The 21,203-nt window shown below is 61.1% G+C and carries 22 protein-coding genes; 7 read left to right on the top strand and 15 right to left on the bottom strand.

The genetic code is table 11. The features are described 5' to 3' along the window. Window positions 1-54: 54 nt before the first annotated feature. Window positions 55-504 carry a Cd(II)/Pb(II)-responsive transcriptional regulator gene (gene cadR, locus ACM6I7_RS14095; protein ID WP_007964189.1) on the top strand — a complete coding sequence of 150 codons (450 nt, stop codon included), beginning with the start codon at window positions 55-57 and terminating at the stop codon, window positions 502-504. 125 nt (window positions 505-629) lie between these two features. On the opposite strand, the gene ACM6I7_RS14090 is transcribed toward cadR, so the two are convergent. The 3 genes from ACM6I7_RS14090 to ACM6I7_RS14080 form a co-directional block, all read right to left on the bottom strand. Beyond that, window positions 630-1,601 (bottom strand): thymidylate synthase, encoded by a 972-nt coding sequence (locus ACM6I7_RS14090; protein WP_027610539.1) that lies wholly within the window; start codon window positions 1,599-1,601, stop codon window positions 630-632. Between the two features lie 50 nt (window positions 1,602-1,651). Then, window positions 1,652-2,467 carry a prolipoprotein diacylglyceryl transferase gene (lgt, locus tag ACM6I7_RS14085; RefSeq protein ID WP_096795789.1) on the bottom strand — a complete coding sequence of 272 codons (816 nt, stop codon included), beginning with the start codon at window positions 2,465-2,467 and terminating at the stop codon, window positions 1,652-1,654. 93 nt (window positions 2,468-2,560) lie between these two features. Further along, window positions 2,561-3,343, bottom strand: coding sequence for a sulfite exporter TauE/SafE family protein (locus ACM6I7_RS14080; protein ID WP_027610537.1), 783 nt, complete (start codon window positions 3,341-3,343; stop codon window positions 2,561-2,563). Between the two features lie 130 nt (window positions 3,344-3,473). Here ACM6I7_RS14080 and ACM6I7_RS14075 point away from each other — a divergent pair, with 130 nt between their 5' ends. Then, complete coding sequence (locus ACM6I7_RS14075; protein WP_414888752.1) at window positions 3,474-4,220, top strand: NRDE family protein; 747 nt, start codon at window positions 3,474-3,476, stop codon at window positions 4,218-4,220. Between the two features lie 108 nt (window positions 4,221-4,328). Here the strand turns inward: ACM6I7_RS14075 and ptsP are convergent, their stop codons facing one another. Together ptsP and ACM6I7_RS14065 are read right to left on the bottom strand one after the other, a co-directional pair. Next, on the bottom strand, window positions 4,329-6,608 hold the full coding sequence (ptsP, locus tag ACM6I7_RS14070) for a phosphoenolpyruvate--protein phosphotransferase (protein ID WP_007965577.1): 2,280 nt from the start codon (window positions 6,606-6,608) through the stop codon (window positions 4,329-4,331). 22 nt (window positions 6,609-6,630) lie between these two features. Continuing rightward, window positions 6,631-7,110: an RNA pyrophosphohydrolase gene (locus ACM6I7_RS14065; protein WP_003229203.1), complete on the bottom strand. Its 480-nt coding sequence runs from the start codon at window positions 7,108-7,110 to the stop codon at window positions 6,631-6,633. 143 nt (window positions 7,111-7,253) lie between these two features. Between ACM6I7_RS14065 and ACM6I7_RS14060 the strand changes: the two genes are divergently transcribed. After that, window positions 7,254-7,910, top strand: coding sequence for an HAD family hydrolase (locus tag ACM6I7_RS14060; RefSeq protein WP_027610535.1), 657 nt, complete (start codon window positions 7,254-7,256; stop codon window positions 7,908-7,910). Between the two features lie 106 nt (window positions 7,911-8,016). Here ACM6I7_RS14060 and ACM6I7_RS14055 read toward each other — a convergent pair whose 3' ends face one another. Next, complete coding sequence (locus ACM6I7_RS14055; protein WP_414888751.1) at window positions 8,017-8,442, bottom strand: DUF2269 domain-containing protein; 426 nt, start codon at window positions 8,440-8,442, stop codon at window positions 8,017-8,019. Window positions 8,443-8,481: 39 nt separating this feature from the next. After that, window positions 8,482-9,996, bottom strand: coding sequence for a threonine ammonia-lyase, biosynthetic (gene ilvA / locus ACM6I7_RS14050; RefSeq protein ID WP_027610533.1), 1,515 nt, complete (start codon window positions 9,994-9,996; stop codon window positions 8,482-8,484). A gap of 146 nt (window positions 9,997-10,142) precedes the next feature. On the opposite strand from ilvA, the gene rpiA reads away from it, so the two are divergent. After that, entirely contained in the window at window positions 10,143-10,817 is a 675-nt protein-coding gene (rpiA, locus tag ACM6I7_RS14045; RefSeq protein WP_007913886.1) for a ribose-5-phosphate isomerase RpiA, read from the top strand. A 151-nt stretch (window positions 10,818-10,968) separates the two neighbouring features. Here rpiA and ACM6I7_RS14040 read toward each other — a convergent pair whose 3' ends face one another. The 4 genes from ACM6I7_RS14040 to ACM6I7_RS14025 all read right to left on the bottom strand — a co-directional run bounded on the left by ACM6I7_RS14040 (window position 10,969) and on the right by ACM6I7_RS14025 (window position 15,341). Then, entirely contained in the window at window positions 10,969-11,886 is a 918-nt protein-coding gene (locus tag ACM6I7_RS14040; protein WP_414888750.1) for an SdiA-regulated domain-containing protein, read from the bottom strand. Between the two features lie 130 nt (window positions 11,887-12,016). Further along, window positions 12,017-12,940, bottom strand: coding sequence for an SdiA-regulated domain-containing protein (locus ACM6I7_RS14035; RefSeq protein ID WP_414888748.1), 924 nt, complete (start codon window positions 12,938-12,940; stop codon window positions 12,017-12,019). A gap of 301 nt (window positions 12,941-13,241) precedes the next feature. Then, a complete protein-coding gene (locus ACM6I7_RS14030; protein ID WP_027610530.1) occupies window positions 13,242-13,907 on the bottom strand; it encodes a fumarylacetoacetate hydrolase family protein in 666 nt (221 codons plus the stop codon). Between the two features lie 39 nt (window positions 13,908-13,946). Next, a complete protein-coding gene (locus ACM6I7_RS14025) occupies window positions 13,947-15,341 on the bottom strand; it encodes an FAD-binding oxidoreductase (RefSeq protein ID WP_414888747.1) in 1,395 nt (464 codons plus the stop codon). A 204-nt stretch (window positions 15,342-15,545) separates the two neighbouring features. On the opposite strand from ACM6I7_RS14025, the gene serA reads away from it, so the two are divergent. Then, window positions 15,546-16,775, top strand: coding sequence for a phosphoglycerate dehydrogenase (serA, locus tag ACM6I7_RS14020; protein ID WP_003229219.1), 1,230 nt, complete (start codon window positions 15,546-15,548; stop codon window positions 16,773-16,775). A gap of 62 nt (window positions 16,776-16,837) precedes the next feature. Here the strand turns inward: serA and ACM6I7_RS14015 are convergent, their stop codons facing one another. Next, window positions 16,838-17,263, bottom strand: a complete 426-nt coding sequence (locus ACM6I7_RS14015) for a DUF4399 domain-containing protein (RefSeq protein WP_027610528.1) — start codon at window positions 17,261-17,263, stop codon at window positions 16,838-16,840. Window positions 17,264-17,398: 135 nt separating this feature from the next. Here ACM6I7_RS14015 and ACM6I7_RS14010 point away from each other — a divergent pair, with 135 nt between their 5' ends. Further along, entirely contained in the window at window positions 17,399-17,968 is a 570-nt protein-coding gene (locus ACM6I7_RS14010) for a transporter substrate-binding domain-containing protein (RefSeq protein WP_414888746.1), read from the top strand. 119 nt (window positions 17,969-18,087) lie between these two features. Here the strand turns inward: ACM6I7_RS14010 and ACM6I7_RS14005 are convergent, their stop codons facing one another. Continuing rightward, a complete protein-coding gene (locus ACM6I7_RS14005; RefSeq protein WP_414888745.1) occupies window positions 18,088-18,573 on the bottom strand; it encodes a DUF523 domain-containing protein in 486 nt (161 codons plus the stop codon). Window position 18,574: 1 nt separating this feature from the next. Continuing rightward, window positions 18,575-19,207, bottom strand: coding sequence for a 2OG-Fe(II) oxygenase (locus tag ACM6I7_RS14000; RefSeq protein WP_027610525.1), 633 nt, complete (start codon window positions 19,205-19,207; stop codon window positions 18,575-18,577). A 108-nt stretch (window positions 19,208-19,315) separates the two neighbouring features. Here ACM6I7_RS14000 and ACM6I7_RS13995 point away from each other — a divergent pair, with 108 nt between their 5' ends. Then, window positions 19,316-20,068 (top strand): DUF2059 domain-containing protein, encoded by a 753-nt coding sequence (locus ACM6I7_RS13995; protein ID WP_414888744.1) that lies wholly within the window; start codon window positions 19,316-19,318, stop codon window positions 20,066-20,068. Window positions 20,069-20,171: 103 nt separating this feature from the next. Here the strand turns inward: ACM6I7_RS13995 and ACM6I7_RS13990 are convergent, their stop codons facing one another. Next, complete coding sequence (locus ACM6I7_RS13990) at window positions 20,172-21,119, bottom strand: alpha/beta hydrolase (RefSeq protein ID WP_414888743.1); 948 nt, start codon at window positions 21,117-21,119, stop codon at window positions 20,172-20,174. Window positions 21,120-21,203: the final 84 nt, after the last annotated feature.

The raw sequence follows: 21,203 nt of genomic DNA, 5'->3' as shown, positions 1-21,203 counted from the left end.
AGTAAAGACCCTGTAGCCACTATAGGGTCAAGCACCCTTTTGGAGATTGCCGTCATGAAGATCGGAGAACTGGCCAAACTCACCGACTGCGCCGTGGAAACCATCCGCTATTACGAGCGCGAAAACCTGCTGCCGGAGCCGGCGCGCAGCGACGGTAACTACCGCGTTTACACCCAGGCCCACGCCGAACGCCTGACCTTCATCCGCAACTGCCGCACCCTCGACATGACCCTCGAAGAAATCCGCAGCCTGCTGGCCATGCGCGACAGCCCGCAGGATCAGTGTGCAAGCGTCAATACGCTGATCGACGAGCACATCCAGCATGTGAAAGCGCGGATTGACGGGTTGCTGGCGTTGCAGACACAACTGCTCGACCTGCGCCAACGCTGTGGCGAAGGGCCGGGGGCGGATCAGTGCGGGATCTTGCAGCGGCTGGAGGTGAGTGGCGGGGTTGTGGCGACGGAGGTTGAGCATTCGCATGTCGGCCGCAGTCACGGCCACTGAGGCTTACACAGAACCCAATGTGGGAGCGAGCCTGCTCGCGAAAGCGGTGTATCAGTCGACATCTCTATGACTGACACGCCCTCTTCGCGAGCAGGCTCGCTCCCACAGGGGTTTTGTGCAACGGCTTAGACCGCCATCGGCGCGGTCATTGGCGCGTGGTGCTCATAGCCTTCCAGCGAGAAATCGCTCGGTTCTACCAACTCCAGCCACTCCGGCTGATACACACCGGTCTTGGCAAACTCCGGTACGCGGTCGGAGATTTTCAGTTTCGGCATGGCGAATGGCTCGCGCTTGAGCTGTTCGTTGAGCATGTCCAGGTGGTTCTCGTAGACGTGCGCATCACCGATGAAATAGGTGAACCAGCGCGGCGTGTAGCCGGTCAGGCGCCCGATCAGGCTGAGCAGCGCAGCGCCTTCGGTGAGGTTGAACGGCGTACCCAGACCCAAGTCGTTGGAGCGGATGTACAGGGTCAGGGAGATCTCTTTGGTCTCGACGTTCGGGTGGAACTGGTACAGCAGATGGCATGGCGGCAGGGCCATTTCATCGAGCTGGGCGACGTTCCAGCCGTGGAACAGGATGCGGCGGCTGCCCGGGTCGTTGATGATCGTGTCGACGCACTGGCGCACCTGATCGATGGCTTTGTACAGCACCACGTAAGCCTGGCCGTCTTCTTCGCCCTGGGCGATCTGCTTGTAGCCGTTGCTCAGTGTCTGTTCGATGGCGGCGGTGTTGCTCAGCGGGATCTGCTTGTACGCCGGCCACTTGCGCCATTGCACGCCGTAGATTTCGCCGAGGTCGTCCTCGCCCTGACGGAACGGGTTGGCCAGCCATTGCGCATTTTCGTTGGCGTTCTGATCCCAGACCTTGCAGCCCAGCGCACGGAATTCCGCGGCGTTGTTCACGCCACGCAGAAAACCGCACATCTCGCCGATGGCCGATTTGAAGGCCATCTTGCGGGTGGTGATCGCCGGAAAGCCTTCCTGCAGATCGAAACGCAGCATCGCACCCGGGAAGCTGATGGTGTTGATGCCGGTGCGGTTGGCCTGTTTGGTGCCGTTCTGGATGACGTGCGAGACCAGTTCGAGATATTGCTTCATGAGTTACCTGTGTCCTTTGAGCCCCGGCGTCGCGCGCCGGGGTTCGTAGTTTAAGCGGTCGGCGCGAGCGGCGCTGCCGGCGCACGACGATAGGCCAGCCAGATCAGGAACAGACCGCCGACGATCATCGGTACGCACAGCACCTGACCCATGGTCAGCCAGTTCCAGGCCAGGTAGCCCAGTTGCGCGTCCGGAACGCGGACGAACTCGACAATAAAACGGAAAATGCCGTAAAAAAGCGCGAACATGCCGGATACGGCCATGGTCGGACGCGGTTTACGCGAGAACAGCCACAGGATCAGGAACAGCGCCACGCCTTCGAGCGCGAACTGATACAGCTGCGACGGGTGACGCGGCAGTTGCGCCGGATCGCTGAACGGCGGGAACACCATGGCCCACGGCACGTCGGTGGCCTTGCCCCACAGCTCGGCGTTGATGAAGTTGCCGATTCGCCCGGCACCCAGACCGATCGGCACCATCGGTGCGACGAAGTCCATCAGTTGGAAGAACGACTTGCCATTACGCTTGCCGAACCACAGCGCGGCGAGCATCACCCCGATGAATCCGCCATGGAACGACATGCCGCCCTTCCACACTTCGAAAATCAGCGTCGGGTTGGCGATGTAGGCGCTCAGATCATAGAACAGCACGTAACCCAGACGTCCACCGACAATCACCCCCATCGACAGCCAGAACACCAGATCGGAGAGCTTCTCCTTGGTCCAGGTCGGGTCGAAACGGTTGAGCCGGCTCGACGCCAGCAGCCATGCGCCGCCGATGCCGACGAGGTACATCAGGCCGTACCAGTGGATTTTCAGCGGACCGATGGCCAGGGCCACCGGGTCGATCTGCGGGTAAGGCAGCATTGCGACTCCTCGTTAGAGTTGAAACCAAAATTCCCGGGCGACGCTGCCACCTCAGGATTAAGCCAGGATTGCGGCCCGTTCTGACCCAGCGGATCAGAGCAGGAAATTCAGGCCCACGCAGAACAGCAAAGCGGCGAACAGCCGTTTCAGCAAGCGCGGCGACAATCTGTGTGCCAGGCGCGCGCCGAGACGGGCGAACACCATGCTGGTCAGGGCAATGCCCAGCAGCGCCGGCAAATAGACAAAACCGAGACTATGCGGCGGCAACAGCGGATCATGCCAGCCCAGAATCATGAAACTTAACGCACTCGCCACAGCAATCGGCAAGCCACAGGCCGACGACGTTGCCACCGCCTGCTGCATCGGCACGCTGCGCCAGGTCAGGAACGGCACGGTCAGCGAACCGCCGCCGATTCCGAAAATCGCCGAGGCCCAGCCGATCACACTGCCGGCCACGGTCAGACCGAGTTTGCCCGGCACCGTTCGACTGGCCTTGGGTTTGACCTCCAGCGCCAGTTGCACGGCAATCACCAAGGCGAACACGCCGATGATCTTCTGCAGGTTCGGCCCGGAAATCGCCTCGGCCGTCAGCGCCCCAAAACCGGCGCCGAGCAGAATACCCACGGTCATCCACATGAAGATCGGCCAGCGCACCGCACCACGTCGATGGTGTTCACGCACGGCGTTGACCGAAGTGAAGATGATGGTCGCCAGCGATGTCCCTACCGCCAGATGCGTGAGGATCGACTGATCGAATCCCTGCAAGGTAAAACTGAACACCAGCACCGGGACAATAATGATCCCGCCGCCCACCCCGAACAGCCCGGCCAGCACGCCCGCACAGGCGCCCAACGCCAGATAGAGCAGAAATTCCATGACCGTCTCCCAGACGCATCCCCAAAACCGGAGCGGCATGGTAACGGATGCATGCCCTTTGGCTCCACTGACGATGGATGCACGGACGCCGACTGCGTAGAGTGAGCAGAAAACGCACAAGGACCACCTTATGTGCCTGATCGTTTTCGCCTGGCGCCCGGGCCATGCCCAGCCGCTGATCGTCGCGGCCAACCGTGACGAGTTCTACGCCCGCCCGAGCCTGCCGCTGGCGCCATGGGCCGACGCACCGCACGTGCATGCCGGGCGCGATCTTGAGGCGGGCGGCACGTGGCTGGGGATTGGTGCCAACGGACGCTTCGCCGCACTGACCAATATCCGCGATCCACACCAGCCTCCGGCGCGTAAATCAAGGGGCGAGCTGGTGGCGCGGTTTCTCACGGGCGATGCGTCGATTGATGATTATTTAAGCGATGTGGTCGCGCGCTCGCCGGAGTACGCCGGGTTCAATCTGCTGCTGGGTAATACCCATGAGCTGTGGCACTTCAATGCGCTGACGTCTGAGCCGGTGATGCTCGAACCCGGGGTTTACGGGCTATCCAATGCCGGGCTGGATACACCGTGGCCGAAGTTGCTCAAGGCCAAGGCTGCACTGAGTGCGGTGCTGGATGATCCGCAGCCTGCGCGACTGCTGGGGTTACTGAGCGATGCGCAGACCGCGCCGTTTAATGAATTGCCGGACACCGGGGTCGGACTGGCGACTGAATCGTTACTGTCGAGTGTGTTTATTGCCAGTCAAAGTTACGGGACACGGGCGAGTACGGCGTTGATCGTGCAGGCGGACGGCACGCGGCGGATGGTCGAGCGCAGTTTCGGGCCGTATGGCGGGCATTTGGGTGAGGTGGAGGTTCAGGTTTAGCGGTAGCGGGACTGACGCCTTCGCGAGCAAGCCCGCTCCCACATTGGTTCTGTGATCGACACAAATCCCTGTGGGAGCGGGCTTGCTCGCGAAGGGGCCATCAGCCTTTCAGAGGGCCTTGTTGACCGCCGGCGGATTCATCTTCGACAACCCGAGATTCTTCAGCGCCAGTTGCAGCGAGCTGTGGATCACTTGCGGGTTATCGATCTTCATCAGCTCCGCCAGCAGATCCTTGGCCTTGCTCAGGTTGATCTGGCGCAGCATCCACTTCACTTTCGGCAAGTTGGTGGCGTTCATCGACAAGCTGTCGAAGCCCATCGCCATCAACAGCACCGCCGCTGCCGGATCACCGGCCATTTCGCCGCAGATACTCACCGGTTTGCCTTCGGCATGCGCGTCGCGGACCACGGTTTGCAGGGCTTGCAGCACCGCCGGGTGCAGGTAGTCGTAGAGGTCGGCCACTCGCGGGTTGTTGCGGTCGACGGCTAGCAGGTACTGGGTCAGGTCGTTGGAGCCGACCGACAGGAAGTCCACCTGCCGCGCCAGTTCCTTGGTCTGGTACACCGCAGCCGGAATTTCAATCATCACCCCGATTGGCGGCATCGGCACGTCGGTGCCTTCGTCACGCACTTCGCCCCAGGCCCGGTGGATCAGGTGCAGGGCTTCTTCGAGTTCGTGGGTGCCGGAGATCATCGGCAGCAGGATCCGCAGGTTGTTCAGGCCTTCGCTGGCCTTGAGCATCGCGCGGGTCTGCACCAGGAAGATTTCCGGGTGGTCGAGGGTCACGCGAATCCCGCGCCAGCCGAGGAACGGGTTGTCTTCCTTGATCGGGAAGTACGACAGCGACTTGTCGCCGCCGATGTCCAGGCTGCGCATGGTTACCGGTTGCGGGTGGAACGCGGCGAGTTGCTCGCGGTAGATCGCCAGTTGTTCCTTTTCGCTCGGGAAACGCTGGTTGATCATGAACGGCACTTCGGTGCGGTACAGACCGACTCCCTCGGCGCCGCGCTTCTGCGCCCGCGCCACATCGGCCAGCAGACCGGTGTTGACCCACAACGGCATGCGATGGCCATCGAGGGTCACGCACGGCAGATCACGCAGGGTGTCGAGGCCCAGCGCCAGCTGTTTCTCTTCTTCGACCACCTCGGCGAACTGCTTGCGCAGCACATCGCTGGGGTTGGTGTAGACCTCGCCGCGGGTGCCATCGACGATCACCTCGATGCCGTCAACCTTGGCGTACGGCAAGTCAACCAGGCCCATCACCGTCGGAATGCCCATGGCCCGGGCCAGGATCGCGACGTGCGAGTTACCCGAACCGAGGACCGACACCAGACCGACCAATGTGCCTTCCGGCACCTCGCCGAGCATCGCCGGCGTCAGTTCTTCGCTGACCAGAATGGTTTTTTCCGGGTAGACCAGATTCTGCTGACGCTCTTCCTGCAGGTAGGCCAGCAGGCGCCGACCGAGGTCTTTGACGTCCGACGCACGCTCGCGCAGGTAGGCGTCGTCCATCAGTTCGAAACGGTTGACGTGCTCAGTGACCACCTGACGCAGCGCGCCCTGGGCCCACTGGCCGGTCTTGATCACGGTGGTGATTTCGCTGCCCAGCGAGGCATCGTCAAGCATCATCAGGTAGACGTCGAACAGCGCACGCTCTTCCGGGCGCAGCTGGGTCGCAAGCTTGGCGGACAACGCGCGCATGTCGGCGCGCACGCCTTCGATGGCGGTCTTGAACAGCGCCAGCTCGGCGTCGATGTCAGTGATGTGCTTGTCCGGCACCACGTCCAGATCCGCCGGCGGCAGCATCACCACCGCAGTACCGACGGCGGCACCCGGCGAACCCGGTACGCCGACGAACTTGGCTTCCTGAATGCCCTTGCCCTGACGGCCCAGGCCACGGATCGACCCGGTGGCCTCGGCGTGGGCGATAACGCCGGCGAGCTGCGCGCTCATGGTCACGAGGAAGGCTTCTTCACCTTCATCGAACTGGCGGCGTTCTTTCTGCTGGATGACCAACACGCCGACGACGCGGCGGTGGTGAATGATCGGCGCCCCGAGGAAGGAGGCGTAGCGCTCCTCGCCGGTCTCGGCGAAGTAGCGGTAGCGCGGGTGATCCGCGGCGTTTTCGAGGTTCAGGGGTTCTTCACGCGTGCCGACCAGACCCACCAGACCTTCGTTGGGTGCCATGCTGACCTTGCCGATCGAGCGCTTGTTCAAGCCCTCGGTGGCCATCAGGACGAAGCGGTTGGTCTCGGGATCAAGCAGGTAGACCGAGCAGACCTGGCTGCCCATGGCCTCTTTGACGCGCAACACAATAATCCCCAACGCCGCCTTGAGATCCTTGGCGGAGTTAACTTCCTGGACGATCTTGCGCAGCGTATTGAGCATGGCTCGGGGTCGAACTCCGTCGTCAGTCGCGCGCTAAAAGGCGCGGGGCAAGCTCTTTGAGGGCGCGTCGATACACCTCGCGCTTGAATGTCACCACCTGGCCCAACGGATACCAATAACTGACCCAGCGCCAGCCATCGAACTCCGGTTTACCGGTCAAATCCATCCGCACCCGCTGCTCGTTGGAGATCAGGCGCAGGAGAAACCATTTCTGCTTCTGGCCGATGCACAGCGGTTGGCTGTGGGTACGCACCAGACGTTGCGGCAAACGATAGCGCAACCAGCCCCGGGTACAGGCCAGTATTTCAACATCTTCACGTTCCAGGCCAACTTCTTCGTTCAGCTCGCGGTACAAGGCGTCTTCCGGCGTCTCCTCGGGGTTGATTCCCCCTTGTGGAAACTGCCAGGCATCTTGATTGATACGGCGAGCCCATAGCACCTGGCCGGCGTCATTCGTCAGAATGATCCCGACATTGGGGCGGAAACCATCGGGGTCGATCACGGCAACAACCTCGCAAACGCATGTCGCCGCATTGTTCCACAAAGCTTGATAAGGCGGCAACGAAGGTTCCTACCTTATGTGCACTCTTGTGAAAAGACCGTATTCTTGTCGCCTTTTTACTGACTTTTCAGCGGGTAACTGCAATGCGCCTGGCTCTATTCGATTTGGACAACACCCTTCTGGGCGGCGACAGCGATCACGCCTGGGGCGACTATCTGTGCGAACGCGGCTTCCTCGACCCGGTTGCATACAAGCAGCGCAACGACGAGTTCTACCAGGATTACCTGGCCGGCCAACTGGATAACGCCGCGTACCTGAACTTCTGCCTGGAAATCCTCGGCCGCACCGAAATGGCCGTGCTTGAACAGTGGCACAACGACTACATGCGCGACTGCATCGAGCCGATCGTGCTGCCCAAGGCGCTGGAACTGCTCAAACAGCACCGCGACGCCGGCGACAAACTGGTGATCATCACCGCCACCAACCGCTTCGTCACCGCGCCGATTGCGGTGCGCCTGGGCGTCGAAACCCTGATCGCCACCGAGTGCGAGATGGTCGATGGCCGCTACACCGGGCGCAGCACCGACATTCCGTGCTTCCGCGAAGGCAAGGTGACGCGCCTGAATCGCTGGCTGGAGGAAACCGGGCATTCGCTGGATGACAGCTATTTCTACAGCGACTCGATGAATGACCTGCCGCTGCTGGAGCAGGTGGCGAACCCGGTGGCGGTGGATCCAGATCCGAATCTGCGCGCCGAGGCCGAGAAGCGGGGCTGGCCGGTGATTTCGTTGCGCGGCTGATTACGCCTTCGCGAGCAGGCTCGCTCCCACAGGGGATGGTGTTCACAACACAAATCCAATGTGGGAGGGGGCTTGCTCCCGAATGGGCTCGACGCGGTCTCAAGCCTTAAACAGGCTTGGCGCCCATCAACCCGGCAATGGCGATAAAGCAGACAACACTGAACAACGCCAAGGCAAAGCTGAACCTGCCGACGCCACCCGGCGCCTTGCGCAAGCGATTCAACCGCACCAGCAACCAGAACCACGCCAGCGCGGCCACGGTGTACAGCACGCTGGAGGCCAGCAGCCAGGTCTGCCCCAGCGGCCAGCCGACCAGATGCACCATGCCCCAGCCGGTAAACGGCATGCTCAGCAACGCCAGGCCCATCAACAGCCAGATGAACACCCGTGGCCGTTGCAAGGTGCGGCTGCCAGCCGTTGCATCACCTTTGCGGCGCGCCAGAAAAACCCAGACTCCCAACCCGAGCGCACCAGCCAGCAATACTACAGTGGCGACCATGTGCGCGGCTTTCAGGGCAGTTAACGTTTCCATTGTTCGATTTCCTCAGGGCCTGCCCATCAGCGTAGCCGCTCAGCCAAGAAACAGCTGATAGGCCGGGTTCTCGCTTTCATCCCAGTACGGGTAGCCGATTTCTTCAAGTGCCGCCGGCACCAGATGACGCTCGTCATGCGGTACTTGCAGGCCTGCGACGACACGACCATCCGCCGCGCCATGATTGCGATAGTGGAACATCGAGATGTTCCAGCGCCCGCCGAGCTTGTTGAGAAAGTTGAACAGCGCGCCCGGACGTTCCGGGAATTCGAAGCGAAACACCACTTCGTCGATCACGTGCGCCGCGTGGCCGCCGACCATGTGGCGGATGTGCAACTTGGCCAATTCGTTATCGGTCAGGTCGAGTACCGGGAAGCCCTGCTCGGTCAGGCTCGCCAGCAGTGCGCTGCGCGGGTCGTTTTCCGGGTGAGTCTGCACGCCGACGAAGATGTGCGCTTCGCTGCCGGTGTTGTAGCGGTAGTTGAATTCGGTGATCTGGCGCTTGCCGATCGCTTCGCAAAACGCCTTGAAGCTGCCGGCCTGCTCCGGGATGGTCACGGCGATGATCGCTTCGCGACCCTCGCCCAGCTCGGCGCGCTCGGCGACGTGGCGCAGGCGATCGAAGTTGACGTTGGCCCCGGAGTCGATGGCGACGAAGGTCTGGCCACTGACGCCGCGCAACTCGACGTACTTCTTGATCCCGGCCACGCCCAAGGCGCCGGCAGGTTCGGTGATCGAGCGGGTATCGTCGTAAATATCCTTGATGGCCGCGCAGATCTCGTCGGTGCTGACGGTGATCACTTCGTCGACGTAATCCTTGCAGATGTCGAAGGTGTGCTGGCCGATCTGCGCCACGGCCACGCCGTCGGCGAAGATGCCTACGGTCGGCAGCACCACGCGCTCGCCGGCGGCCATGGCCGCTTGCAGGCAGTTGGAGTCGTCCGGCTCGACGCCGATGACCTTGATGTCCGGACGCAGGTATTTCACGTACGCCGCAATACCGGCGATCAGACCGCCGCCGCCGACCGGCACGAAGATCGCGTCCAGCGGTTGCGGGTGCTGGCGCAGAATTTCCATCGCCACGGTGCCCTGCCCGGCAATGGTGTGCGGATCGTCGTACGGGTGGATGTAGACGTAGCCCTTTTCATCGACCAGCTTCAGCGAGTAGGCCAGTGCTTCCGGGAACGAATCACCGTGCAGCACGACTTTGCCGCCACGCGAACGCACGCCTTCGACCTTGATCTCCGGAGTAGTCTTGGGCATCACGATGGTCGCTTTCACACCCAGCACTTTCGCCGCCAGCGCCAGACCCTGCGCATGGTTGCCCGCCGACGCAGTGACCACGCCACGGGCGCGCTCTTCGTCAGTCAACTGGGTCAACTTGTTGTAGGCGCCGCGAATCTTGAACGAGAACACCGGCTGCAAGTCTTCACGCTTGAGCCAAATGTCATTGCCCAGCCGCTCGGAGAGCTGGCGAGCGTTCTGCAGCGGGGTTTCTACGGCAACGTCATAAACGCGCGAGGTGAGGATCTTTTTGACGTACTGTTCGAGCATCGGAAAGCATCACTGGCGATTGGGCGGGACCGACGAGTCTAACCCGGCTTTTGCCCGTGCGACCACACGAATCAGGAGGTTTTAGCCCGGCTTGCGGCTATAATGCCGGCCTTTCCGCACTCACCTTGCCCGCTTCCGGAGCCCGCATGACCCAGGATCAACTCAAACAGGCAGTGGCTCAGGCCGCCGTCGACTTCATCCTTCCGAAACTCGACGACAAGAGCATCGTCGGGGTCGGCACCGGCTCCACCGCCAACTGCTTCATCGATGCACTGGCCCAGCACAAGGGCGCATTCGATGGCGCGGTTGCCAGCTCCGAAGCCACTGCGGCGCGCCTCAAGGGCCACGGGATTCCGGTGTATGAGCTGAACACCGTCAGCGACCTGGAGTTCTACGTCGACGGCGCCGACGAGAGCGACGCGCACCTGAACCTGATCAAGGGTGGCGGCGCCGCCCTGACTCGCGAGAAGATCGTCGCGGCCGTGGCCAAGACCTTCATCTGCATCGCCGACGCCAGCAAACTGGTGCCGGTGCTGGGCGAGTTCCCGCTGCCGGTGGAAGTGATCCCGATGGCTCGCAGCCACGTCGCCCGCCAACTGGTGAAACTGGGCGGCGACCCGGTGTACCGCGAAGGCGTGCTGACCGACAACGGCAACATCATCCTCGACGTGTTCAACCTGCAGATCACCAACCCGGTGGAGCTGGAAGCGCAGATCAATGCGATCGTCGGCGTGGTCACCAATGGCCTGTTCGCGGCGCGTCCGGCGGATCTGCTGTTGTTGGGGACCAGCGAAGGTGTGAAAACCCTGAAGGCTGAGTAAGCCCAGACTGCCCACACTCTTGCAGACAAATGCATTACCCCCTGTGGGAGCGGGCTTGCTCGCGAATGCGGTGTGTCAGATACATTAATTTTTCTGATACACCGCATTCGCGAGCAAGCCCGCTCCCACATTTGGTTTTTTGGGGTGTCAGTCAGTTTTGCGCAGGTTTTTTGAAGACGTAAAACAAGTTCGGTTCACTCACCAGATACAACGTCCCGTCGTCATCCATCGCAATGCCTTCGGCCTGCGGTACGCTCTTCTGCAAACCCTGCCGCCCCTTGTTCAGCGACAAGGTACTCAGCGGCCGCCCGTCCACGTCCAGTTCCAGAATCAGCCCCGACTCGTCGGACAGCGCCAGCAAATGGCCGCTGCGCTCGTCGTATTGCAGGCTCGACAGATCGCGCACGAACATCCCGGCATCGCGCTTGGGGTCGTTGATCACGTGCACCGCGTAGGATTTTTCCGGGTTGAAGTGCGGAAAACCGTGCACCTCATAAATCAGCATCGGGTCACGCTCCTTGGCGACGAACAGGCGCTTGCCCACTGAGTCGTACGCGAGGCCTTCGAAGCCCTTGTTGCCACTCATGTGCACGCCGAGGGTCATCTGTTCGGCGTCCGCCGCATCAAGGAACGCGGTGTCCCGCTCCAAATGGACTTTGATCAGGCGTTGCTGGCGCTCGTCGGTGATCACATAGGTGTCGGCGCTGATAAACTCCACCGCTTCAGGATCGCCGAAGCCGATCAGCGCGATACGCCGCAGGATTTTGCCGTCCAGCGACAACTCGACCAACTCGGCATTCTTGTTGGTCACGGTGAACAGGCTTTTGCGCACCGGATCGTAGGTCAGCGCCGAGACATCGTCGTTCAGGCCGTCGATGATCCTGGCCTCGACCTCGACCCGGTATTGATCCAGACCAATGGCCTCGCTGCTCAACGGCTGCCACAAGGTATGCAGATTGAACCAGGCGCGCTCGAACAGGCGCAGGTATTGGCCGATCGCGATCAACACGATCAGGACAACAACCGACAGGATGATAAACAGGGGCTTGGGGCGGGCAAGTCGACGCATTCAGGCAGGCTCGGGATCAAAACAGGCGGATGAAATATCACGCCTGTCTGAACTGAAGCTTAATGGCCACTTGCCTCAGGCCACAAGACAACCCTGCGGCAGCTCCTACATGAGGATTAGTGAAAGGTGGTTATTTCTGCTTTTCGAAGCGATAGAACAGGTTCGGCTCGCTGACCATGTACAGCGTACCGGCGTCGTCCATGGTCACGCCTTCGGCGCGGGGGATGGTGTCCTTCAAACCATTGAAGCCGCCAAGCAGGGTCATGAAGCTGACCTGCTCACCCTTCTCGTCCAGCTCCAACAACAGATGCGAATCGGCAGACAGCACCAGGGTGTGGCCGGTACGCGGGTCGATCGCCAGCGCCGACAGGTTGCGGATATCCAGTTCATCGCTGGCCAGCTTCTGCTTGTCGCCCTTGAGGATCTGGCTGCCGTCGCTCTTCCAGGTAAACAGCGCCGGCGGACGCTCTTCGCCCAGCAGTAGCTGTTGATTGTGCGGATCCCAGGTGATTGCTTCGAATGCCTTGTTCTGGTTTTTCGACGGACCGAGATCGTATTTCGGGAAGTCGGCGATATTCAGCTCGCGGGTGTTGGCATCGACCTTGACGATGCTCAGCAGGTGTTCGCGCTCATCGACGATCGCCATCAGGCCGTTTTCCATCACGGTCACGCCCTCCGGATTGCTCCAGCCCACCAGCGGCATCTTGCGCAGCACATCACCCTTCAGGGTCAGTTCGACCAGAAACGGATTCTTGCCCATCACCGAAAACAGGGTTTTGGTCTGCGGGTTGTAGGACAGGTCCGAGGCCTCGTCCTTTTCCATGCCCGGCAGCAGTTTGCCATCGATCACCGCCCGATAGTCCGGCAACCAGATACTCGCCTTTTGCTCGGTCTGGCTCTCGAAGCGCTCGCGCAGCCACAGCAGGCCACGGTCGTCCCAGTGCATGGCAAACGCCAGGCCATACGCGGCGGCAAGCACCAGCAACAGCCAGACATACCAGCGCAGGGCGAAACGTGAGCGACGAGGAGGATTGAGCTGAGTGTGAGCTGACATCAGGGACGCGTTCCGAAAATTCAGGCTAAGGGTAATAGCACAAAGAGGCCGGCTCAGACGCCAGAATGCGAGGAATTATCCGGACAGGATGTGAAAAAAACGGCAAATGGCGGGATTGGCGTGTGCCGCCAACCTTCTTCAGGACACCACAAAGCGATGTGGGAGCGAGCACTGTGGTGAGGGGATTTATCCCCGATGGGCTGCGAAGCGGCCCCAAAAACTGGGACTGCTGCGCAGGCCATCGGGGATAAATCCCCTCACCACAACAGGCTCGCTGCCACAGGGTGTTACGGTTTCGCGGTTAGCGAACGCTGCTGCTGAAGCTGCTCGCGCCAACCAGTTCCAGCACGATGTCGTCGCCGACATTCAGCGGGCCGACGCCCACTGGCGTGCCGGTGAGGATCACGTCGCCGGCCTGCAGCGAGAAGCAGCCGGCCATGTGCTGGATCATCGGCACGATCGGGTTGAGCATCGCGCTGCTGTTGCCGTCCTGACGCACTTCACCGTTGATGGTCAGGCGAATGCCGATGTCGGTCAGGTCAGGGAAAGTGCTGCCGACCACGAACGGGGCAATCACCGCCGCGCCGTCGAACGACTTGGCGATTTCCCATGGCAGGCCCTTGGACTTGAGCTCGGCCTGCTTGTCGCGCAGGGTCAGGTCCAGCGCCGGAGCGAAACCGGAGATCGCATCCAGCACTTCTTCGCGGCTCGGCTTGGTCGACAGCGGCTTGCCGATCAACACGGCGATTTCCGCTTCGTAGTGCACCGAACCGCGCTCGGTCGGAATGCTGAACCCGCCTTCCAGCGGCACCACGCAACTGCCCGGCTTGATGAACAGCAACGGCTCGGTAGGCACCGGGTTGTCCAGTTCCTTGGCGTGTTCGGCGTAATTACGGCCAATGCACACCACTTTCCCGATCGGGAAGTGAATGCGCGTGCCGTCGACGTACTGGTGCTGATAGCTCATTTACCGACTCCTGCCTTCATTGATTCAGGGGATTGCCAATCAAACCGCGAAGATCTTGCCCGGGTTCATGATGCCGTTCGGGTCGAACACCGCTTTGACCGCTTTCATGTACTCGATTTCGACCGGAGAACGGCTGTAGGTCAAGTAGTCGCGCTTGGTCATGCCCACGCCGTGCTCGGCGGAGATCGAACCGTTGTACTTCTCGACGGTTTCGAACACCCACTTGTTGACGGTCGCGCACTTGGCGAAGAACTCGTCCTTGCTCAGATTATCCGGCTTGAGAATGTTCAGGTGCAGGTTGCCGTCGCCGATATGGCCGAACCAGACGATTTCGAAGTCCGGGTAGTATTCGCCGACGATCGCGTCGATTTCCTGCAGGAATGCTGGGACTTTCGACACGGTGACCGAGATGTCGTTCTTGTACGGCGTCCAGTGCGAGATGGTCTCGGAGATGTACTCGCGTAGCTTCCACAGGTTCTGCAGCTGGGTTTCGCTCTGGCTCATCACACCGTCCAGCACCCAGCCTTGCTCGACGCAGTGTTCGAAGGTTTCCAGCGCCGTGTTGGCCACTGCTTCGCTGGTCGCTTCGAATTCCAGCAGCGCGTAGAACGGGCAGTCGGTTTCGAACGGCGCCGGTACGTCGCCACGCCCCAGCACTTTGGCCAATGCCTTGCCGGAGAAAAATTCGAACGCGGTCAGGTCGAGTTTGCCCTGGAAGGCGTGCAGCACCGGCATGATCGAGTCGAAGTCGGCGGTGCCGAGGACCATCGCGGTGAGGTTTTTCGGCGCGCGATCCAGACGCATGGTCGCTTCGACCACAAAGCCGAGGGTGCCTTCGGCGCCGATGAACAACTGGCGCAAGTCGTAACCGGTAGCGTTCTTGATCAGGTCCTTGTTCAGCTCCAGCACATCGCCCTTGCCGGTAACCACTTTCAGGCCGGCGACCCAGTTACGGGTCATGCCGTAGCGAATCACCTTGATCCCGCCGGCATTGGTGCCGATATTGCCGCCAATCTGACTGGAACCGGCCGACGCGAAGTCCACCGGGTAGTACAGGCCGTTTTCTTCGGCGACGTTCTGCAAGTGCTCGGTGACCACGCCCGGCTGACACACGGCGGTGCGGTCAGTGAGGTTCACGTCGAGAATCTGGTTCATGTAGTCGAACGACACCACCACTTCGCCATTCGCGGCCACCGCGGCGGCGGACAGCCCGGTGCGCCCGCCCGACGGCACCAGCGCCACTTTATGGGTGTTGGCCCAACGGACAATGGCCTGCACCTGTTCGATGGTCTTGGGAAACACGATGGCGCTTGGCGCGGGCGCAAAGTGCTTGGTCCAATCCTTGCCGTACGCATTCAGGGAGTCGGCGTCGGTCAGGACCTTGCCAGGCTCGACCAGGGTCTTCAGTTCATCAATCAGGGCAGGATTGGTCATCGACAGAACTCTCGAACAATTCATGGTCATCCTGAAGACGCTTCACGTCGCAGGAATGAGTGTTTAGCAGGGTGGCTATGCTAGCATACCGACCCCGCAGGCCAGTGCCCAAGGCCAGTTCTGCGGTGACGGCTTTCTTGTCGTCCAGGTCAATGTCTGTTGACCATTTCCTGCCATTTTTCTCCGGGATACAGGTTTACGCAGATGAGCAAGACTTCTCTCGATAAGAGCAAGATCAAGTTCCTTCTTCTCGAAGGCGTCCACCAATCGGCTGTCGACGTCCTCAAGGCGGCGGGCTACACCAGCATCGAATACCTGACAGGCTCCTTGCCAGAAGCCGAGCTCAAGGAAAAGATCGCTGATGCTCACTTCATCGGCATTCGTTCGCGCACCCAACTGACCGAAGAGATCTTCGATCACGCGAAGAAGCTGGTCGCGGTCGGCTGTTTCTGCATCGGCACCAACCAGGTTGACCTGAGTGCTGCCCGCGAGCGCGGTATCGCCGTGTTCAACGCGCCGTACTCCAACACCCGCTCCGTCGCGGAACTGGTGCTGGCCGAAGCGATCCTGCTGCTGCGCGGCATTCCGGAGAAAAACGCGTCCTGCCACCGTGGCGGCTGGATCAAATCCGCAGCCAACTCCTTCGAGATCCGTGGCAAGAAACTCGGCATCGTCGGCTACGGCTCGATCGGTACTCAGCTGTCGGTTCTGGCGGAAGGTTTAGGGATGCAGGTGTTCTTCTACGACACCGTGACCAAGCTGCCGCTGGGCAACGCCACTCAGGTCGGCAACCTGCACGAGCTGCTGGGCATGTCCGACATCGTCACCCTGCACGTTCCGGAAACCGCTGCGACCCAGTGGATGATCGGCGAGAAGGAAATCCGCGCCATCAAGAAGGGCGGCATCCTGATCAACGCCGCGCGCGGCACCGTGGTCGAGCTGGACGCCCTGGCGGACGCGATCAAGGACAAGCACCTGATCGGCGCGGCCATCGACGTGTTCCCGGTGGAGCCTCGCTCCAACGACGAAGAGTTCGAAAGCCCGCTGCGTGGCCTGGACAACGTGATCCTGACCCCGCACATCGGTGGCTCGACTGCCGAAGCGCAGGCCAACATCGGTCTGGAAGTGGCGGAAAAACTGGTCAAGTACAGCGACAACGGCACATCCGTTTCGTCGGTGAACTTCCCGGAAGTGGCCCTGCCGGCTCACCCTGGCAAGCACCGCCTGCTGCACATCCACGAGAACATCCCGGGTGTGATGAGCGAGATCAACAAGGTCTTCGCCGAAAACGGTATCAACATCTCCGGTCAGTTCCTGCAGACCAACGAGAAAGTCGGTTACGTGGTGATCGACGTCGACGCCGAGTACTCGGAGCTGGCGCAAGAGAAACTGCAACACGTCAACGGCACCATCCGTAGCCGCGTGTTGTTCTGATCCGACGCTGAGCGACAAAAAAAGGGAGCCTTCGGGCTCCCTTTTTCATGCGTGCGAAAACGTCATTCGACGTTGACGGTGATCTTTTTCGACACGATCGGCGGATCGAACGCCATGTGGCCGCTGTCGCCCAGCTCCAGTTGCAAGGTGTGCTTGCCCGGGGCCAGTTTGATTGTGGCCTCGGTTTGCGCCTTGCCGAAGTGCATATGGTTGGCGTCGGTCGGCACGACGGAACCGGCCGGAACGATTTCCTTGGCATCAATCAGCAGGTGATGGTGCCCGGTGTTCTTGGTGACGTCACCGGCGGGTGCCAGCGCAACGTCCTTGACCCCGAACTTGACCTTGAACTCCTGAGAAACCGTGGCCCCGTCTTCGGGAGAAACGATGAACACTTCGGCGCCCTTGGGTGCCGGGGTCGCTGCACTGGCCAGCACTGAAACACCCATCAACAGGCCAGCCAAGGCTGCTCGTGACATAAACGTTTTCATTCTCTTCTCCAGTTTTTCCGTAAAATCCGCGCGGTCATGACAACTTCATGACCATTCGTTGTCGAAGGCACTCGACAACCATAGCAAAGCGAGCCTGACTCAGAGCATCGCAATAATGATTTCAAAGGAGTGACCATGCGCTTTCTGCCTGGCCTGATCTGCCTGCTACCCCTTCTGAGCCCTCTGGCTCACGCCGAACTGATTGATGACGTCAACGACCGTGGCGAGTTGCGCATTGCCCTTGAGGCTAATACACCGCCCTTCAATTTCAAGGATGGCGACACACTCACGGGGTTCGAGGTCGAGCTTGGGCAACTGCTGGCCAACGAGCTGGATGTGCGCGCCGACTTCATCGTCACCGACGAAGCCGACCTGCTCCAGGGCGTTGAAAGCGGCAAGTACGACGTTGCGCTCAACCACATAGCACTGACACCTGAACTCAAGGATCGTTTCGACGTCAGCGAGCCTTACGGCAAGGTCGATTCGCAGCTGCTGGCGAAGAAGGATGAGCAGCCTCGACCGATGGTGCTGGTACAGGCGCTGACCGAGGAGAAGCCGAAGGCGGCGGTGCCGGTGGAGTTGGCGATTCCGTTTCAGAAGGGTAATCCGGCGTTTCAGGCCAGCCTGGAAGGTGCGTTGCAGCGAATCAAGGCGGATGGGCGGTTGGCGGCGTTGTCCGAGAAGTGGTTCACCGAACCTAAATGAACATACAAACCCTGTAGGAGTGAGCCTGCTCGCGATAGCGGTCTGTCAGTCATTCACTCATGTGCTGATAGACAGCTATCGCGAGCAGGCTCACTCCTACAGGGGTCTACGGTTGGCTTTCAGTCGAGGTGGGTCAGGGCCATTGCGGCCTGCGACAGCTCGAGCTCACTGAAGACTTGAACCCCATGGCGTTTGAGCAGCGCCGCCGTCACGCCTTCTCCCGAGACCTTCACCCCACTGAACGTCCCGTCATAGGTCAGCAAATTCCCGCAAGAAGGACTGTTGGCCTTGAGCACTGCCACGCGGATGCCGTGCTTTTGCACCAGCGCCAGCGCCTGCCGCGCACCATCGAGAAACTGCGCGCTGACGTCCTCGCCCTCGGTGGTGATCACCGCCGCCTTGCCATCGAGCACTTCGGCACCCTGCCCGCCGGGGATTTCCGCCGCTGCACGCGGGGTTGGCAAACCGCCAGCCACTTCCGGACACAGCGGCACTACACGGCCCTCGGCGATCCACTGTTCGAGCAGATCGAACGGCCCGCTGGCTCCGCCGTCGTAACGCACGCGGTGGCCCAACAGGCAGCGGCTGACCAGAATTTTCTGCATATCAGAACGGCTCGTTGCCACGGCGGCGGAACCAGCCGGTCAGCGACAGGCGTTCGCGGTGCGCCGGCAGCACTTCATGCGGCACCTCACCGGAGAGGAACACCACCAGACAGCCGCCGGTGGGTTGCACGTCGTGGACCCGGTCTTCGTCCAGATACATGCGCAACTGACCGCCGTCTTCCGGCAGCCACGCGTCATTGAGATAGACCACCGCCGAAACCATGCGCCGGTCATCGTCGCGAAAACGGTCGACGTGCTTGCGGTAAAACGCGCCCGGCGGATACAGGGCGAAGTGGCACTCGAAATCCTCGAGCCCGAGGAACAGCCCGCGATTGAGCGCCTCGCGCAGGCTGTCCATCAGGTTCAGATAACGGTCGCTGGCCTCGGCCTGGCCCGGGTCGATCCACTGGATGTGGTCGCCACGAATACCCTCGCGAATCTCTGAAAACGGCCCACGGCCTACCGCTGCCGGCGCCAGTTCACCCTCGGCCTCACGTTTGCGGCACTCGGCCGCCAGCTCGCGGGTCAAACCTGCGGGCAGGAAAATGTTCTGCTGCGACCAGCCGTGTTCGGCCAGGTCGTCGACGATGCGTAACAGCAGCGGGTGTTCAGAGGATATTTGCATGGCGCGCATAGTATGCCGGCGGCAGGAAATCCGACAGAGCCACGCAGCGGCTTGCTACGAATTCTCGACAAGTCCCGGCACCGCACGGAGAATAGTCCGCTGCTGACAGGAGTCCCTATGCGCCGTTTGCTTTTTTCACTGTTGATGTTCTGCGTTTTGCCCGCCTGGGCGGACGGCCACGATCAGCTGTACAAGATCGCCGGCTGGCCAGATCAACGTGCGCATTTCAATGATGCCCTGAGTGCCGCGCAGCAGCGCTACCAGAACAACCTGCCGCCGGCGGTGTTTCAAGCCCTGGTCAACAACAGCAACCAGCGCTTCGCCCCCCAGGCCATGGATCAGCGTGCCGAAGCGCAACTGCGCCAGCACTTGGCCGATCCACAACCGGCGCTGACGTTCTTTCAATCGCCGCTGGGCAAAAAAATTGTCGCCGCTGAATTGCTCGCCACCCGTCGCGATCAACTGGCGAAGAACGCCAAGGGCCTGCCGAAGATGCAGGCCAGCGACAGCCGCCTGCTGATCATCGGCCATCTGGCGCAAGCGCTGCCGGCGCGCGAGGCCGGTGCCGAGGTCAGCCTGGCGATTGCCGGGGTGGCGGCGGACAGTTTGAGCTCGATGATCCCCGGCCTGCTCGGTGGCGGTCAGGCGCAAGGCATGTTGAACGGTCAGCGCCAGCGCCTGATGGAGCAGATCGGCGCCGACCTGAACAACACGCTGCTCTACGTTTATCGCGATCTGTCGGATGACGAACTGGAGCAGTTCGCGACCTTCGCCGAGTCCACCGAAGGCAAGGCGTATTACCAGGCGGCGCTGGCGGCGATCCGGGCGGGGTTGGCGGTGGGGCAAAGCTCCTCGAACCACAGCCAGTAATCTTTATCGCCTTTCAGACCGCCATCGCGAGCAGGCTCACTCCTACAGGAGACCGCGATCAATTGTAGGAGTGAGCCTGCTCGCGATAAGGCCCTCGAAGACGCTAGAGACTCCGCCCCCTGATCCGCTTGTTCAGAAACTCGAAATACTCCTCGCGCATTTCCAGCGTCTCGTTCGCCAGATGATGCCGCGCCTGCGGCAGCAGCAGAATCTGCGGCCGGTCGAACTTCCACTTCAGCACCTGCAAGTTGTGCTGCCAATCCACGGTCATGTCCGCCTGCCCCTGAATGATCAGTGGCCGTCGCGGACTTTTTTTCGCGTGTTCGACGCGGATGATCCAGCGCGACAGTGCACCGACCCACGCCGTCGGCAAACGTTTTGGCTGTAACGGATCGGTCTGCAGGAACGGCAGGAAATCCGGGTCGTTGGAGTTCTCGCTGAAGCGCCGGGCGATGCCCCGCACGAAAGGCCTCAGCAGGTAATAACTGAGCTGCGACCAGCCCCAGGCACGCGGACGCACCAGCGGCGCCAGCAGAATCAACTGACCCTGCGCCGGACTGTTCTCGCCATGGTTGAGTACATGGTCGACGACAATCGCGCCGCCAGTGCTTTGCCCGCACAGGTGCCAGGGCTGCGGCAGGGCGATCGAACTGGCTTCGGCGAACAACGCCTGCAAGGCGTCCTGGTATTCGGAGAAGTCGCGAATGCTCGCCCGCGGCCCACTCGACAAACCATGACCCGGCAAGTCGCAGGCGATGACGGCAAAATCCTGATCCAGCGCCCACTCGATCACATGCCGATACAGCCCGGTGTGATCGTAAAAACCGTGCAGCAGAAACAGCGTGCCCTTGACCTTTTCCGGCCACCAGCAATGGCTGACCAGTTCATAGCCATCGACTTCGAAGCGGCCCATGCCGCGCCAGACATCGCGCTCGGGAAAGTCGGTTTTATAAAACCGCTGATACGCCTTCGCTTCGTCCGACAACGGCTGCCACTGGGCCAAAGGCTTGAGGCTGGCGCGTAAATGATCGGCATCGAAAGTGTCAAGCATGCGGGTATTCCAAAGCGGTAAACAGACTTTATCGGCCTGCGATATTCATCTGTTGCGGCAAGCATGGCAAGCTAGCCCCCCTTC

It is taken from the genome of Pseudomonas sp. IT-93MI4, assembly GCF_949767635.1.
GTDB lineage: Bacteria > Pseudomonadota > Gammaproteobacteria > Pseudomonadales > Pseudomonadaceae > Aquipseudomonas > Aquipseudomonas putida_A.
This window is presented reverse-complemented; position numbering and strand designations above follow the sequence as displayed.